17 protein-coding genes are annotated in these 14,895 nt (G+C 58.4%); 7 read left to right on the top strand and 10 right to left on the bottom strand.

Going from position 1 to position 14,895, the window contains the following annotated elements; all coding sequences use genetic code 11:
• Positions 1–152 precede the first annotated feature (152 nt).
• From Q0677_RS11260 to Q0677_RS11240, 5 genes are all read left to right on the top strand, one after another.
• Positions 153–596, top strand: a complete 444-nt coding sequence (locus tag Q0677_RS11260; RefSeq protein ID WP_298909763.1) for a MaoC family dehydratase — start codon at positions 153–155, stop codon at positions 594–596.
• Between the two features lie 75 nt (positions 597–671).
• Positions 672–1,622: a bifunctional riboflavin kinase/FAD synthetase gene (locus Q0677_RS11255; protein WP_298909761.1), complete on the top strand. Its 951-nt coding sequence runs from the start codon at positions 672–674 to the stop codon at positions 1,620–1,622.
• On the top strand, positions 1,619–1,909 hold the full coding sequence (locus tag Q0677_RS11250) for a Dabb family protein (protein WP_133485640.1): 291 nt from the start codon (positions 1,619–1,621) through the stop codon (positions 1,907–1,909). The genes Q0677_RS11255 and Q0677_RS11250 overlap by 4 nt, the downstream gene beginning before the upstream one ends.
• The gene (locus Q0677_RS11245) at positions 1,909–2,361 is read left to right on the top strand and encodes a YcgN family cysteine cluster protein (protein WP_298909756.1); all 453 of its coding nucleotides are present in this window, start codon (positions 1,909–1,911) and stop codon (positions 2,359–2,361) included. The genes Q0677_RS11250 and Q0677_RS11245 overlap by 1 nt, the downstream gene beginning before the upstream one ends.
• Entirely contained in the window at positions 2,361–3,410 is a 1,050-nt protein-coding gene (locus Q0677_RS11240) for a low specificity L-threonine aldolase (protein WP_298909753.1), read from the top strand. The genes Q0677_RS11245 and Q0677_RS11240 overlap by 1 nt, the downstream gene beginning before the upstream one ends.
• A gap of 9 nt (positions 3,411–3,419) precedes the next feature.
• Here Q0677_RS11240 and Q0677_RS11235 read toward each other — a convergent pair whose 3' ends face one another.
• Complete coding sequence (locus tag Q0677_RS11235; protein WP_298909750.1) at positions 3,420–4,241, bottom strand: alpha/beta hydrolase; 822 nt, start codon at positions 4,239–4,241, stop codon at positions 3,420–3,422.
• A 2-nt stretch (positions 4,242–4,243) separates the two neighbouring features.
• On the bottom strand, positions 4,244–4,843 hold the full coding sequence (locus tag Q0677_RS11230; protein WP_298909747.1) for a 2-hydroxychromene-2-carboxylate isomerase: 600 nt from the start codon (positions 4,841–4,843) through the stop codon (positions 4,244–4,246).
• 107 nt (positions 4,844–4,950) lie between these two features.
• Between Q0677_RS11230 and Q0677_RS11225 the strand changes: the two genes are divergently transcribed.
• Positions 4,951–5,964: a ribose-phosphate pyrophosphokinase gene (locus Q0677_RS11225; RefSeq protein ID WP_298909744.1), complete on the top strand. Its 1,014-nt coding sequence runs from the start codon at positions 4,951–4,953 to the stop codon at positions 5,962–5,964.
• Between the two features lie 66 nt (positions 5,965–6,030).
• Here the strand turns inward: Q0677_RS11225 and Q0677_RS11220 are convergent, their stop codons facing one another.
• Both Q0677_RS11220 and Q0677_RS11215 read right to left on the bottom strand, forming a co-directional pair.
• Complete coding sequence (locus tag Q0677_RS11220) at positions 6,031–6,378, bottom strand: H-type lectin domain-containing protein (RefSeq protein WP_298909742.1); 348 nt, start codon at positions 6,376–6,378, stop codon at positions 6,031–6,033.
• Positions 6,379–6,438: 60 nt separating this feature from the next.
• Positions 6,439–7,641, bottom strand: coding sequence for a TCR/Tet family MFS transporter (locus tag Q0677_RS11215; protein WP_298909739.1), 1,203 nt, complete (start codon positions 7,639–7,641; stop codon positions 6,439–6,441).
• Between the two features lie 216 nt (positions 7,642–7,857).
• Between Q0677_RS11215 and Q0677_RS11210 the strand changes: the two genes are divergently transcribed.
• A complete protein-coding gene (locus tag Q0677_RS11210) occupies positions 7,858–8,784 on the top strand; it encodes a heparin lyase I family protein (protein ID WP_298909737.1) in 927 nt (308 codons plus the stop codon).
• Between the two features lie 83 nt (positions 8,785–8,867).
• Here the strand turns inward: Q0677_RS11210 and Q0677_RS11205 are convergent, their stop codons facing one another.
• From Q0677_RS11205 to Q0677_RS11180, 6 genes are all read right to left on the bottom strand, one after another.
• Positions 8,868–9,278, bottom strand: coding sequence for a F0F1 ATP synthase subunit epsilon (locus tag Q0677_RS11205; protein ID WP_133485625.1), 411 nt, complete (start codon positions 9,276–9,278; stop codon positions 8,868–8,870).
• A gap of 26 nt (positions 9,279–9,304) precedes the next feature.
• Positions 9,305–10,729: a F0F1 ATP synthase subunit beta gene (gene atpD, locus Q0677_RS11200; RefSeq protein ID WP_133485623.1), complete on the bottom strand. Its 1,425-nt coding sequence runs from the start codon at positions 10,727–10,729 to the stop codon at positions 9,305–9,307.
• An 18-nt stretch (positions 10,730–10,747) separates the two neighbouring features.
• Positions 10,748–11,626, bottom strand: a complete 879-nt coding sequence (locus tag Q0677_RS11195) for a F0F1 ATP synthase subunit gamma (protein WP_133485621.1) — start codon at positions 11,624–11,626, stop codon at positions 10,748–10,750.
• 14 nt (positions 11,627–11,640) lie between these two features.
• Complete coding sequence (gene atpA, locus Q0677_RS11190) at positions 11,641–13,179, bottom strand: F0F1 ATP synthase subunit alpha (RefSeq protein ID WP_133485619.1); 1,539 nt, start codon at positions 13,177–13,179, stop codon at positions 11,641–11,643.
• Positions 13,179–13,739, bottom strand: a complete 561-nt coding sequence (locus tag Q0677_RS11185) for a F0F1 ATP synthase subunit delta (protein WP_133485616.1) — start codon at positions 13,737–13,739, stop codon at positions 13,179–13,181. Before Q0677_RS11185 ends, atpA begins: the two co-directional genes overlap by 1 nt.
• A gap of 363 nt (positions 13,740–14,102) precedes the next feature.
• On the bottom strand, positions 14,103–14,870 hold the full coding sequence (locus Q0677_RS11180) for a methyltransferase domain-containing protein (protein WP_298909727.1): 768 nt from the start codon (positions 14,868–14,870) through the stop codon (positions 14,103–14,105).
• Between the last annotated feature and the right edge of the window lie 25 nt (positions 14,871–14,895).

Genomic DNA, 14,895 nt, shown 5'->3' with positions numbered 1-14,895 from the left:
CACCCGACCGAAGTCAGCACAGTTGTGTCCACTTAACGTGGCGGTCACGTGGTATTTCTACGCAGATTACCCCTTGATTTTTTCTGCAACTGCAAAGTAATGTTATTGCCGATACGGACGGCAATTCGTCTATTTGTTACCCGGAGGACAAAATGTTGGACAACTTCCCGCGCGGAACGATCTGCATTGAAGAGCTGGAAATCGGTATGTCGCGCCACATCACCAAAGAGGTGACCGACCGTGACATCGAACTGTTTGCCGAGGTCTCGACCGACCGCAACCCGGTGCATCTGGATGACGACTTTGCGAAAGACACGATCTTTCAGGGGCGTATCGCCCACGGGATGCTTAGTGCCGGCCTGATCTCGGCCGTAATCGGCGAACAGCTTCCCGGACATGGCACCATCTATATGGGCCAGCAACTGACCTTCTTGGCCCCTGTGCGCCCCGGTGACGTCGTGCGCGCTGAGGTGACCGTGATGGACATCGACCACGCCAAACGCCGCGTGACGCTGAAGACCGAATGTCTGGTCGACGGCAAGCCCGTCCTGAAGGGCGAGGCCAAGGTTCTGGCGCCGTCCGCCAAGCTGGACTAAACGCCGCATTCACGAATTCGGCCTGCAAGCCGCCTTGGGCTTGCACAGGCCCCGCTGGACCGCTAAGGCCAGCATATGCGGATCATTCGTGACTATCAGTTTGTAGACCCATCTGACCGAGGCGCCACGGCTGTCATCGGCAATTTTGACGGCGTGCATCTGGGCCACCAGTATGTCATCGACATTGCCCGCCAGAAAGCAGCCGAGCTGGGCGCGCCTTTGGGCGTGATGACGTTCGAACCCCACCCGCGCGAGTATTTCGCGCCGAAAGCCCCGCCTTTTCGCCTGATGAACGCCGACACGCGCGCGCACCGGCTTGAGAAGCTGGGGGTTGAGGCGCTGTTTGAACTCAGCTTCAACGATACTCTGTCGGCCCTGACACCCGAAGAATTCGCCCGCGATGTGATTGTCGAAGGGCTGGGCCTGACCCATGTTTTCGTCGGCGCAGATTTCCATTTCGGCAAGGACCGTGCGGGCACCCCCGAGGTGCTGGAAGCGCTTGGCAAAGAGCTTGGCTTTGGCGTCACCGTCGCGCCGCTCATGTCGGATGACGTGGGCGAGGTCAGCTCGACCGCGATCCGCACCGCCCTGACCGAAGGTCGCCCGCGCGATGCCGCCCGTATGCTGGGCCACTGGCACCGCATCGATGGCGAAGTGATCCGGGGCGACCAGCGTGGTCGCGATCTGGGTTATCCCACCGCAAACATGTCCATTGCTGGCCTGCACCCGCCAAAATTCGGCGTCTATGTGGTCGAGGTCGAGATCCTGACCGGCCCGCATCAGGGCGTTTATGGCGGAGCGGCCTCGATGGGCACCCGCCCGATGTTCGGGGAAAACCTGCCCAACATCGAAAGCTTTATTTTCGACTTCAAGGGCGACATTTATGGCGAACAGCTGTCCGTTGCCCTGATCGACTATCTGCGCCCGGAAGAGGTGTTCGACGGGCTGGACGCCCTGATCGCCCAGATGGACGCCGACTGCGCCCGCGCGCGTGACATTCTTTCTCAACTTCCGAGCCGCCCATGATCCGTCATATCGTTTTCTTCACCGCCAAACGCCCCGAAGACGTCGACCGCGTCCGCGAAGGGTTGGAGCTCTTGAAAGGCATCCCCGACTGCATCCGGCTTGAGATCGCCGAGAACCGGTTTGAAGACCCGATCCCCGGCCCCTCGCCCGACGTCGTCGTCTATGGCGAATTCGAGGACGAAGCCCAGTTGGCCGCCTATAAGGCGCACCCGATCTATCAGGAATCGATTGCCCGCGTCCGCCCCCTGCGCGAGATGCGGATTGCCGCCGATTTTCTGGCTGACTGATGGGCAAGTCCCTGCGTAAAAAATTCTGGGAACGCCCGCTGGATCAGCTGACGCCAGCTGAATGGGAAGCGCTGTGTGATGGCTGCGGTAAATGCTGCCTGAACAAGCTGGAAGATGAAGAGACCGGAGAGGTCGTCTTTACCCGCGTCGCTTGCCGCCTTCTGGATGGCGAGACCTGCCAGTGCTCGCAATATGAGATCCGCCTGCAATTCGTGCCGGAATGTATCCACCTGACGCCCGAAAACATCGGCGAAACGGCCTATTTCATGCCCGCGTCATGCGCCTATCGACTGCGCCATGAAGGCAAGCCGCTTCATGACTGGCACCCGCTGGTGTCGGGCGATCCGGACAGCGTGCATAAGGCTGGGCGCAGCGTACAGGGTTGGACGGTGCCGGAATTTGAAATCCCTGAAGACGAATGGGAAGACCACCTGATCGAGGAGCCTCACTGATGTTTTTCGCCTCTGACAACACGGGGCCCGTGCACCCGAATGTGATGGACGCCTTGGCACGCGCCAACGAAGGTTACGCCATGCCCTATGGGGCTGACGACATCATGGCGCAGGTCACCGCCCGCATTCGCGAAATCTTTGAAGCGCCCGAGGCGGCGGTGTATCTCGTGGCCACTGGTACTGCGGCGAACTCGATCTCGCTGGCGACACTGACACGCCCTTTCGACACGATCTTCTGCTCGCCCGAGGCGCATATCCACGAGGATGAGTGCAACGCGCCCGAGTTCTATACCGGTGGCGCTAAGCTGACTTTGGTTCCTGCCGAACACGCGAAGATGTCGCCTGATGCGCTGAGCGCGTCCATCGCGGGCGAGGAAAGCCGCGGTGTACATGGCCCGCAGCGCGGCCCGGTGTCGATTACCAACGTGACCGAACGCGGCACGGTCTATTCCGTGGCCGAACTCAAAGCCCTGTGCGACGTCGCCAAGTCTTTCGATCTGCCCGTCCATCTGGATGGCGCGCGCTTTGCCAACGCGCTGGTCGGCTTGGGCTGCACCCCTGCCGAGATGACGTGGAAATCGGGCGTGGACGTGGTCAGCTTCGGCGGCACCAAGAATGGCTGCATGGGTGTCGAGGCGGTCATCTTCTTCGATCCCAAACACGCCTGGGAATTCGAGCTGCGCCGCAAGCGTGGCGGGCATCTGTTCTCGAAAAACCGCTATCTGGCGGCGCAGATGCTGGCCTATCTGGACGGTGATCTGTGGCTGGACCTGGCAGGCCGCGCAAATGCAGCTAACGCCCGTCTGGTGCGCGGGCTAAAGCAGATCGACGGCGTGACCTTCCTGCACGACCCGCAGGCCAATATGAGCTTCGCCGGTTGGACCCGCGCAGGCCATCAGCGCCTGCATGACGCGGGCGCGGCGTATTATGTCTGGGAAGGCCAGCTTGAGGGCGACGACCCCAACGAGATCCTGACCGCCCGCATGGTCGCGGACTGGTCCATGTCGGATGAAAACGTAGACCGTTTCATCGAGCTTGTACGCGGCTAAGCGCGTGGCCTAGGCCAGCGTTTCGTGCAGAATATGCCCGCGAATGCATGCTGCGACCTCGCGCGGGTGGCTGATCGGCCCCATATGCCCTGCCCCGACAATCACCTTGCGGCGCACATTCGGGAACCGCGCCTCCATCCGGTCATGCACGGCGCGTACCAGATCAGGCGAGCGTTCGCCTTCCAGCAATAGAACCGGCAGCGTCACCTTTTCTAGCGCACCCGGCGCGACCTGCCCGTGTACGTCTTCATGGGTCACGTTGCGTGCCGCTGGAATCAGGTGGATCTGCTTTGCCATATCGGCTTTCAAACGCTCGGGCAGCGCTTCCCACCCGGCATCGCTGCCCCATTGGCAATTGAACAGACGCGCGGCCTCCATCCGGTCGCCTGCGCGCATGGCATCCGCGAAAACACCATTCATATAGGTGTTGTTCTCGACATAGGCCGGGTCGTCCTTGGCGGTCGCAAACAGAACCGGTTCGAACAGGGTCAAGCTGCGCACCTTGTCAGGTGCCATCTGCGCCACGCGCAAAGCAATCGTGCCGCCGAAGCTGTGCCCGACCAGATCGACCGGCCCATGCGCGTGGCGGTCCAGCAGATCCAACGCGGCCTGCGTCGCAGTATCCTGATAGTCGCCCTGCTCGTCCCAATCGGCACTGCGCCCGTGCCCCGGAAGGTCATAGGCAAGCGTTGTCAGTTCGTGCTCAAACACGGTCCGCACACCGCGCCACGCGCCGGAATGCGCCAGCGAGCAGTGGATGAACAGCGCCTCGTGCGGGCCCGTGCCGTGCCGGTCCCAATAGGTCGGGCAGCCGCCCAGATCTTCCATCATAGTCAGCCCCGCTCGGCCAGATAGGCGTCCAGCAGGTCAAGACGGTCCTGACCCCAGAACTTCTCGCCGTCATCACAGACATAGAAGGGCGAGCCAAAGACGCCCGCATTCACCGCGTCGTCTGTGTTCCTTGCATAGGTCTCGGCCCCCATCAGAAGACCGCTGTCTGCCAGCGACGGATCAAACCCGGCCTCGGCCAGGCAGCTCTTGATCACCACGTCTTCGGCGATGTCTTTTTCGTCCATCCAGATCGAGCGCATCAGAGCGTTCACCAGCACGCCGACATCGCCCGCACCCGAATTCTGAGCCGCAATGATCGCGTAAGACGCAGGCGCGCCATTGGTGGGCCAATGCGCGGGGTTGAGGTTGATCGGCATGTCCAGCGCCTTGGACCAACGCTTCAGCTCTTGCATGCGATACTCCATGCGCGAGGGATGGCGATCCTTGGGCAACTGTCCCCCAGTGCGGGTAAAGAGCTGCCCGATATCCACTGGTTTGAAAGTGACGGATACGCCGTGCTTGTCCGCAATCTGCGCGAACCGCTTGCCGCCAAAGAAAGCCCACGGTGAAAGGACTGTGAAATAATAGTCAATATGGCTCATTTTTCGGCCCCCTGTTGCGCCAATGCTGTTTCCCGAAATCTATCCCGATGCTATTGGGTGTCAACGTCACGATTCTGTCATACAGAGCAATTCTGGGATCTGCTGCCATGCCTTCCATCACCGAACCGAAACTCATCTCGGGCAATGCCAACCGCCCGCTGGCCGAAGCCGTCGCCAAACGCATGTCCATGCATCGCGGCGCCAATGTCGGGCTGGTGGATGCACGCGTCGAACGCTTCAACGACCAAGAGGTATTCGTCGAGATTTACGAGAACGTCCGCGGCGAGGATATGTTCATCATTCAGTCGACCTCGAACCCGGCGAATGACAACCTGATGGAACTCTTGATCATGGCCGACACGCTGCGCCGCTCGTCGGCGCGGTCCGCCACCGCCGTGATCCCCTACTTCGGCTATGCCCGTCAGGATCGCCGCACCAAGGCCCGCACGCCGATCTCGGCCAAGCTGGTCGCCAACCTGATCGCCCAATCGGGCATCGAGCGGGTTCTGACCATGGACCTGCACGCGGCCCAGATCCAGGGCTTCTTCGACATTCCGGTGGACAACCTCTATGCCAGCCCGATCTTCGCGCTGGACGTAAAACATCACTTCAAGGATTGTCTGGACGAAGTGATGGTGATTTCGCCCGACGTGGGTGGCGTGGCCCGTGCACGCGAACTGGCAAAACGCATCGGTGCGCCGCTGGCCATCGTCGACAAACGTCGCGAGAAGCCCGGTGAAGTGGCCGAGATGACCGTGATCGGCAACGTCGAAGGCAAGCGCTGCATCATCGTGGACGACATCTGCGACACCGCTGGCACGCTGTGCAAAGCGGCCGAGGTGCTGATGGAGAACGGCGCGCAGGAAGTGCATTCCTACATTACCCACGGCGTCATGTCCGGACCGGCAGTTGAGCGCGTCCAGAACTCGGTCATGAAATCGCTGGTCATCACTGACTCGATCGAGCCGACCAAACCGGTGCTGGAAACCAAGAACATCCGCGTGGTCCCGACCGCGCCGATGTTTGCCCAAGCGATCCTGAACATCTGGGGTGGCACATCTGTGTCGTCGCTGTTCGACCACGACACGCTGGAGCCGCTATACGAAGGCATGTATTCCTGATCCCATCTGAAGATCAGAGACACGAAAGGGCCCCGCGGGGCCCTTTTTTTTTGGTCAGATCTGGGGTCACACATCCCACATCTCGTCATCTTGAACTTCCCCGATCGCCAGCCAATCGGCGCGCACACGGGCAACTCGCGTATCTCCCCATGTGCGAAACAGGATGTCGAACCCGTCTTCCGTCACATTCTCGGCTGTAATGTCCGCCCGCTGGTTGCTTTCACCCGCAATGTCCCACATCGACATCGACACGGTGACGGTGGGCGGTGTCAGGAAGGGTTCAGAGAAACGGATCGTCCTCAGAATTTTGCGCGGCCCGCTGCCAGTCCACATTTCGCCATCGTCCTCGAAATCCGAGAACAGCACTTTACTGCCTTGGTCCACGCCCATCATTTGGGGTCGAATTCGTTTCATAATTTAACGTCGTCCATAAAATTTAGACAATTGTTGCCTAAAAACTATGCCCAAAACAAGTTAAGGCTGAGTTTTCAAACGTAAAAAGAAGGGCAGAAGGATCAAAACCATCAGTCCGGACAGCAAGAACGGCGCGCCGGGCAAATAGACTGGAGCGTCCGCATCTGCGAAAAACTGAAAAACACCTGTCACCACAATCGGCGCGATCACGGCTGCGATCGATCCAAGGCTGGCGATGACGCCCTGCAGCAACCCCTGTCGATCCTCAGAAACCATGTTCGCCATCATGGCAGTCATCGTAGGGGGCGCCATGTCGGCCAGCGCCGCCACAAGGATGAACGTAAACATCACCCAAGCGCTTCCCGTCAGCCCGAACGCTATGAATGCAGCTATCGAACAGACGATCGAGAAGATCAAGGTGCGGTACTCACCCAACTTAGGCAGCATAAACCGCATGACGACACCTTGCGTAAAGGCGACCGCGATCCCGTAGGATGCCAGCGAGATCCCGATCAAAGCCGTGCCCCAGCCGAACACCTCGCGTGTCCAGAAGGCCCAGAGGGTCGGATAGACCATGTTCGCGAACTCGAAGGCGAAGATCAGGATCAAGGGCAGCATCAAGCCGGGCAGACGGAAGGCGTCGAGGATCGAGCCGAACGGGTTCAGGTCGCGTTTCGTGAAGGCGCGGCGCTTCTCGGGCGCTAGGCTTTCGGGCAACAGGAACAGGCCAAACACCACGTTCAAAGCGGCCAGCCCCGCCGCCAGCCAGAACGGAGCGGTGATGTGCACGCTGGCCACCAGACCACCAATCGCGGGGCCCATGACGAAACCGATGCCGAACGTGGCGCCGATCAGGCCGAAATTCGCAGCGCGTTCTTCAGGTTTCGAGATGTCCGCAAGATAGGCGGTCGCGGTGATATAGGTCGCCCCGGCAATCCCCGCCAGCACGCGCCCGATCAACAGCCACCAGAACGTGGTCGCCAAGGCCATGACCACATAGTCCACCGCCAAGGTGACAAGCGCCAATAGCAGCACAGGCCTGCGCCCCAAACTGTCCGAGATCCCGCCAATCACCGGCGCAAACAGGAACTGCATCGCCGCATAGGACGCCATCAGAATACCGCCCCAGAACGCGCCGTCCGCCGTATTGGCCGCGCCCACACGCTCCATCAGGTCGGGCATGATGGGGAATACGATGCCAATGCCCACCGCATCCAGAAGAATAGTGGCCAGAATGAACCAGATGGCAGAGCGATGTTTCATGTGAGGCGATCCAAGGATACAAACGAATTTAGCTGGAAAAGTACTGACCGGAAGTGACCATGGTTGCAATCTCAAATGGTCCAACTCTCTTCCATTGCGAAATCTTGCAGACTGAGAAGTTGCTCCTTTCGACGCAATACAATCGTAACTTGAAATTAATTTTGACACCTCACTTAGGCGCAGGCAGTCTTCATAAAAATAAATTATAGGACCTTCATGAAACATACTCTCCTCGCTGGCCTGATTGCTCTGTGCAGCCTTCCGGCTCCTGCTGTGTTTGCTGCAGAGAAACCCGGAAAACCCATTCTAAAAGCAACCCGGATTGAAAAAGAACTGCGCGCCAAAACCAAATACGGCTATGCGCTGGTTAGAGGCCACAGCCGCGCCGGACAGAAAGCCCAGCGGTTCGAGCTGCGTCACGGCGATTGTGGTGGCAACAAATATTGGAGTGATTGTACAAGCGACCGCCAGCGGATTGAGCGCAAGGAGGATCCGAAGGATCGGATACAGAAGGTCAACAGCCAGACGTGGTATGGCTGGTCATTCTATCTGAACCCGGATTTCCGCGACATTGGTCCTGGCAATATCACACTAGGGCAGGTCAAAATGCAAGACTGGCTCATGCCGCTGTGGCATTTCAACATGCGCGATGACAAGGCGATGATGTGGTTTGGTGCCGATGGCGGCTGCACCGTTGGTCGGGTATCTAAGCTGCGTGGAAGATGGCAGGATATCTTGATATTTGCAGACTACAGCCTGTCTCCAAAAGGTCCAAGTTTCATCATGTACCTCAATGGAAAACAGGTCTGCAGTCGCAATAAGCCAATGGTTACAAGGCATATGTTGGACCAGAGCCAACAGAAATTGTTCTTCAAATACGGACTATACAACAGTTATGTAAGCCGTTGGCTTGACCGTAACAAAACACAGACCGTCACGGCTATTCCGTTCAAGGACCAACACACGACACGAACCGGATCCTCAAAAACTTCAAACAGCGCTAGCTCTACTCCCTTCGCATACGACTGGGGTGTAAAGCTGCCCACGCAGGTCGTGTACTACGATGAAATGCGCTATGGCAAAAGCCGTGCACAGGTGGACATCCGCGTGTTGGAAGCTGCGGGCGCGAAACCAGTTGATTAAACGGTTTCGGAGATCCCTTCTCCAGACAAACAAAAAGCCCCGCCTGAACCGGCGGGGCTTTTCAATACTCATGTTCCGTGGGCTTAGCCTTTCACGGACAGACCCAGTTCACTTGCCATAGCAGCGATATCTACCGTGCGTTTGGCCAGTTCGTCCAAGTTCTCGGCGGTTGCATTTTCCGATGCGGCAGCCGCATCCGAAACGAAGCCATCAAGAACGTCCTGTGTCACTTCCGAAACAGGCAGGGCACGTTCAGCCAGAACCGAGGTGCCGTTGGCGGTCACTTCGGCGAAACCGCCAGTGACTGCGAACTCGGCATTGCCTTCGGGGGACTCGACGCGAACGATACCGGGACGCAGCGTCGTGATCGTCGGTGCGTGGTTCGGCATCGCCGTCAGGTCACCGTCGGCACCCGGCAGCTGGACCGCAGTCGCCTGAAGCGAAGCGAGGCTCCGTTCGGGCGACACCAGGTCGAATTGCATCGTATCAGCCATCAGAGGCCCTCCTTCAGCGGTTCAGCTTAAGCAGCGTCTGCCGCCATTTTTTCGGCTTTGGCGATCACTTCCTCGATGCCGCCAACCATGTAGAAGGCGCCTTCGGGCAGGTGGTCGTATTCGCCAGCAACAACCGCTTTGAACGAGCTGATCGTGTCTTCCAGCTGAACCTGAACACCGTCCGAGCCGGTGAACACTTTCGCAACGTCGAACGGCTGCGACAGGAAACGCTGGATTTTACGAGCGCGAGCAACGGTCAGTTTGTCTTCTTCCGACAGTTCGTCCATGCCAAGGATGGCGATGATGTCCTGCAGCGACTTGTAGCGCTGAAGGATGTTCTGAACGTCACGGGCAACCTGATAGTGCTCTTCACCCACGATCTGCGGGTCAAGGATACGCGACGACGAGTCGAGCGGGTCAACGGCCGGGTAGATACCCAGTTCCGAGATCGCACGCGACAGAACGGTGGTTGCGTCCAAGTGAGCAAAGGTGGTTGCAGGTGCGGGGTCGGTAAGGTCATCCGCGGGAACATATACGGCCTGGATCGAGGTAATCGAACCGGCTTTGGTCGAGGTAATGCGTTCCTGCATGGCACCCATGTCGGTGGCTAGGGTCGGCTGATAGCCCACCGCCGAAGGAATACGACCCAGCAGAGCCGAAACTTCCGAACCAGCCTGCGTAAAGCGGAAGATGTTGTCCACGAAGAACAGAACGTCGGTACCCGACTGGTCGCGGAACTGCTCGGCCAGGGTCAGGCCGGTCAGAGCAACACGAGCACGTGCTCCGGGAGGTTCGTTCATCTGGCCGTACACCAGAGCAACCTGCGATTCTTCCAGGTTGTCGGGCTTAATAACGTTGGATTCGATCATCTCCCAATAAAGGTCGTTACCTTCACGGGTACGTTCACCAACACCTGCGAACACCGAGTAACCCGAGTGCACTTTTGCGATGTTGTTGATCAGTTCCATGATCAGAACGGTTTTGCCAACGCCGGCGCCGCCGAACAGACCAATCTTACCACCCTTCGAGTAGGGGGCCAGCAGGTCGATAACCTTAATGCCGGTTACCAGAACTTCCGATTCAGTTGCCTGTTCGTCAAATTCCGGTGCGGGCTGGTGGATGGCGCGGGTCTCGGTCGCGACGACCGGACCTTTTTCGTCCACGGGCTCGCCCACAACGTTCAGGATGCGGCCCAGGGTGGCGTTGCCAACCGGGATCGAGATCGGTGCGCCAGTGTCTTCCACGGCTGCGCCGCGAACCAGACCTTCGGTCGCGTCCATAGCGATACAACGAACGGTGTTTTCACCAAGGTGCTGGGAGACTTCCAGAACCAGTTTGTTGCCATTGTTGTCGGTGTTGAGTGCGTTCAGGATCTCGGGGAGGTGGTCCTCGAACTGAACGTCTACAACGGCGCCGATCACCTGGGTGATCTTACCTTTTGCATTTGCCATTGTCGTTTCTCCGATTTCTTAGAGCGCCTCGGCGCCCGAAATAATTTCGATAAGTTCGTTGGTGATCACGGCCTGACGCGAGCGGTTGAACTCGATGGTCAGCTTGTCGATCATGTCGCCAGCGTTGCGGGTTGCGTTATCCATGGCGGACATACGCGCACCTTGCTCGGACGCGCCGTTTTCCAACAGAGCGGTAAAGATCTGGGTGGCCACGCCCGAAGGCAGCAGCGTTGCCAGAATGCCTTCTTCCGACGGCTCATAGTCATACACGGTCGACACTTCTTCCGCGCCCTCTGCAGGGGCGTCGAAGCTGGCCGGGATGACCTGTTGCGTCGTCGGGATCTGGCTGATCACGCTTTCGAACTTGTTGTAGAAGATCGTCGCAACGTCGTACTCACCGTTGTTGAAACGGTTGATCAGATCGTTCGCGATGCCTTGTGCGTTGTCGTAACCCACGTTGCGCACTTCCGACAGATCCACATGGTCAACCATGTTGTCTGCGAAATCACGCTTCAGCTGTTCACGACCCTTCTTGCCGACGGTCAAGATTTTAACCGTCTTGCCCGAAGCGATCAGCTCTTCAGCCTTGGCACGCGCCATCTTTACGATGGACGAGTTGAAGCCACCACACAGGCCGCGTTCAGCGGTCATGACCACAAGCATGTGGACTTGATCGGAACCCGTGCCCGAAAGCAGTTTCGGAGCGCTATCACCCCCCGAAGAAGCAGCCAGCCCACCCAGAACGGCGTTGAACCGTTCTGCGTAGGGACGACCTGCTTCGGCCGCTTCCTGTGCCCGCCGCAGTTTTGCGGCGGCCACCATCTGCATGGCCTTCGTGATCTTCCGCGTCGACTTGACGCTTTCGATCCGATTTTTGAGGTCCTTAAGGTTGGGCATCGTTCAGAGCCCCCTTATGCGTAGTCTGCGGCGAACGCATCCAGCGCTGCTTTGACCTTGTCTTCCAGCTCACCTTTAACCTTACGGTCGTTGTTGGTGATGTCGTCCAGAAGATCGGCGTGTTTCTGACGCAGGTGGTTCAGCAGACCTTCCTCGAAACGGCCAACTTCTTTCACGTCAACCTTGTCGAGATAGCCGTTGGTGCCTGCGTAGATGACGCAAACGATTTCGGCGTTGGTCAGCGGCGAGTACTGCGACTGTTTCATCAGCTCGGTCAGACGTGCACCACGGTTCAGCAGCTGCTGGGTTGCGGCGTCGAGGTCCGAGCCGAACTGAGCAAATGCTGCCATTTCGCGGTACTGAGCCAGCGACAGTTTAACCGGACCGGCAACCGACGACATGGCTTTGGTCTGTGCCGACGAACCAACACGCGATACCGACAGACCGGTGTTCACAGCGGGGCGGATACCCTGGTAGAACAGTTCGGTTTCCAGGAAGATCTGGCCGTCGGTGATCGAGATCACGTTGGTCGGAATAAAGGCCGACACGTCGCCACCCTGGGTTTCGATGATCGGCAGAGCGGTCAGCGAACCGGCACCGAAGTCTTCGTTCAGCTTTGCCGAACGCTCCAGCAGGCGCGAGTGAAGATAGAAAACGTCACCCGGATAAGCTTCACGGCCCGGCGGGCGGCGCAGCAGCAGCGACATCTGACGATAAGCAACAGCCTGTTTCGACAGGTCATCATAGATGATCAGGGCGTGGCGGCCGTTGTCACGGAAGTGCTCGGCCATGGCGGTTGCGGCATAGGGTGCCAGGAACTGCATCGGAGCGGGGTCCGAAGCGGTTGCAGCAACAACGATCGAGTATTCAATCGCGCCGGTTTCTTCCAGCTTCTTCACCAGCTGCGCAACGGTCGAACGCTTCTGACCAACGGCCACGTACACACAGTACAGCTTTTTCGATTCGTCGTCGCCAGCGGCGTCGTTGTACGATTTCTGGTTCAGGATCGCGTCCAGAGCAACGGCGGTTTTACCGGTCTGACGGTCGCCAATGATCAGCTCGCGCTGGCCACGGCCGATCGGGATCATAGCGTCAACCGATTTCAGGCCGGTTGCCATCGGCTCGTGAACCGATTTACGCGGGATGATGCCCGGTGCTTTAACGTCAGCAACGTTGCGCTTTTTGGTTTTGATCGGACCTTTGCCGTCGATCGGGTTACCCAGACCGTCAACAACACGACCCAGAAGCTCGTCACCAGCGGGAACGTCCACGATCGAGTTCGTGCGCTTAACAGTGTCGCCTTCTTTAATGTCGCGGTCGGAACCGAAGATAACAACACCAACGTTGTCAGCTTCAAGGTTCAGAGCCATCCCGCGGATACCACCGGGGAATTCGACCATTTCACCAGCCTGAACATTGTCCAGACCGTATACACGAGCAATACCGTCACCGACCGACAGAACGCGGCCAACTTCGGCCACTTCGGCTTCCTGGCCGAAGTTCTTGATCTGGTCCTTCAGGATCGCAGAAATTTCTGCTGCTTGGATACCCATTATCCGACCTCTTTCATGGAATTCTGAAGTGCATCGAGCTTGGCCTTGACCGACGTATCGATCATTTGCGAGCCCACTTTCACGACCAGGCCACCGATAAGAGCTTCATCAACGGCCAGGTTGATTTTTACATCCTTGCCAGTCGAGGCTTTCAAAGCCTTGGCAAGTTTGTCTTGTTGCGCCTTGGTCATGGCTTTGGCTGCAGTCACCTCTGCGGTGATTTCACCTTTATCCTCGGCGATCAGGGCGCGCATGGCGTCCAGAAGCTGAGGCAGCACGAACAAACGACGTTTCTGAGCCATCAAGCTCAGGGCGTTTGCGACCGTTGACGAAAGTTTCATTTTCTTGGCGACAGCTGCAATCACGGCGGCCTGTTCATCGCGGGTAACTACCGGCGAGTTGATCAGATCGACAAGATCAGAGCTATCGGCGAGAGCAGCATCAAGAGCGGCAACATCCGCTTCAACTGCTTTCAGTTCTTTGCCCTCTTTGGCCAAATCAAAGATGGCCGTGGCATAACGTTGGGCAATGCCAGTTGAGATCGAGACTGGTTCGGACACGTCCACCCTTCCGATGTACTATGCCCCTTTGTGGTTTGTTTGGACAAACCGGGGCGGCCTACAGAAGCCGCACTTTCGCGCGCACTATCTAAATCGTCGTCGCATGTAGCAGGGAATACCCCACCTCGCAACAGGCTTGCGCGGGTTTATCGCCAACATTTCCTGCTTAGGTTTCGTTAGATTTCGCCACCAATCCGCGCATACCCCTTAACCCTAGGGACAATTTGCGGATCAGGGGGCGAAACTCGAGCCGTTGAAAACGGAATACATTTGCATACCGAAATAACGTTTACGAAAGAATCAAAGGTGGTTTGGCGTTCTGATAGCCAAATTTCCAAGGTCGGCACTGGACTGATTCTATACCTAAGGCCGTCCTTGCCTCGGCGTACTGGGCTCGGGGACGCCCAGCCCTTCCAAAACCTTCAGCGGTCGACGCACGGCCTGCGCTAGCCCCGGGCGTTTCGGGGCGGGCACCTGCTTGGTCACCTCGACCATCAGGACCCCGCCAGCAAGGATCACTGGCAACTGGTGCCCGGCCCGTTCCCAGAAGGTACCAGTCTTGCGCCAGAACCGCTTTCCTGACGGCGGTTGATATAAAGAGGACAGGTGCCGTTCGACCTTGAAGCCATGCTCGCGCAATTGACCTTCGAGCTGCCCAAGCGAATAGGGTCGTCCGTACCCAAACGGTGTCGCATCCGACCGCGCCCACAAACCGGCCCGGTTCGGAGCGATGAACATGGCACGCCCGCCGGGGCCAAGTACGCGATAGCATTCTTCAAGCAGTTGGCTAGGCGTCTCGGACGTCTCAAGCCCGTGCATCACCACCAGCCGATCCACGACCCCCGTATCCAAGGGCCACAAAGTGTCCTCGACCAGAACCGAGACATTGGGCATCCCGGCAGGCCACGGCATCACGCCCTGCGGCGCGGGCATCAAACCGACGACCCGGCGCGCTGTCGGCAGATAGGGGCGCAGCAACGGCACAGCGAATCCGTAACCCGCAACAGTTTGCCCCTTGGTTTGTGCTTCAGGCCACAGGCTGACCACCTTGTCACGGATCGCCTTTTGCGCCGCGCGCCCCAACATGCTGCGGTAGTAAAAGTTCCTCAGATCCTGCACATCAAGATGCATGACGCGTCAACGGGCCCCTGTCAGT

This window comes from uncultured Aliiroseovarius sp. (genome assembly GCF_947492455.1).
Classification (GTDB): Bacteria; Pseudomonadota; Alphaproteobacteria; order Rhodobacterales; family Rhodobacteraceae; genus Aliiroseovarius.
This window is presented reverse-complemented; position numbering and strand designations above follow the sequence as displayed.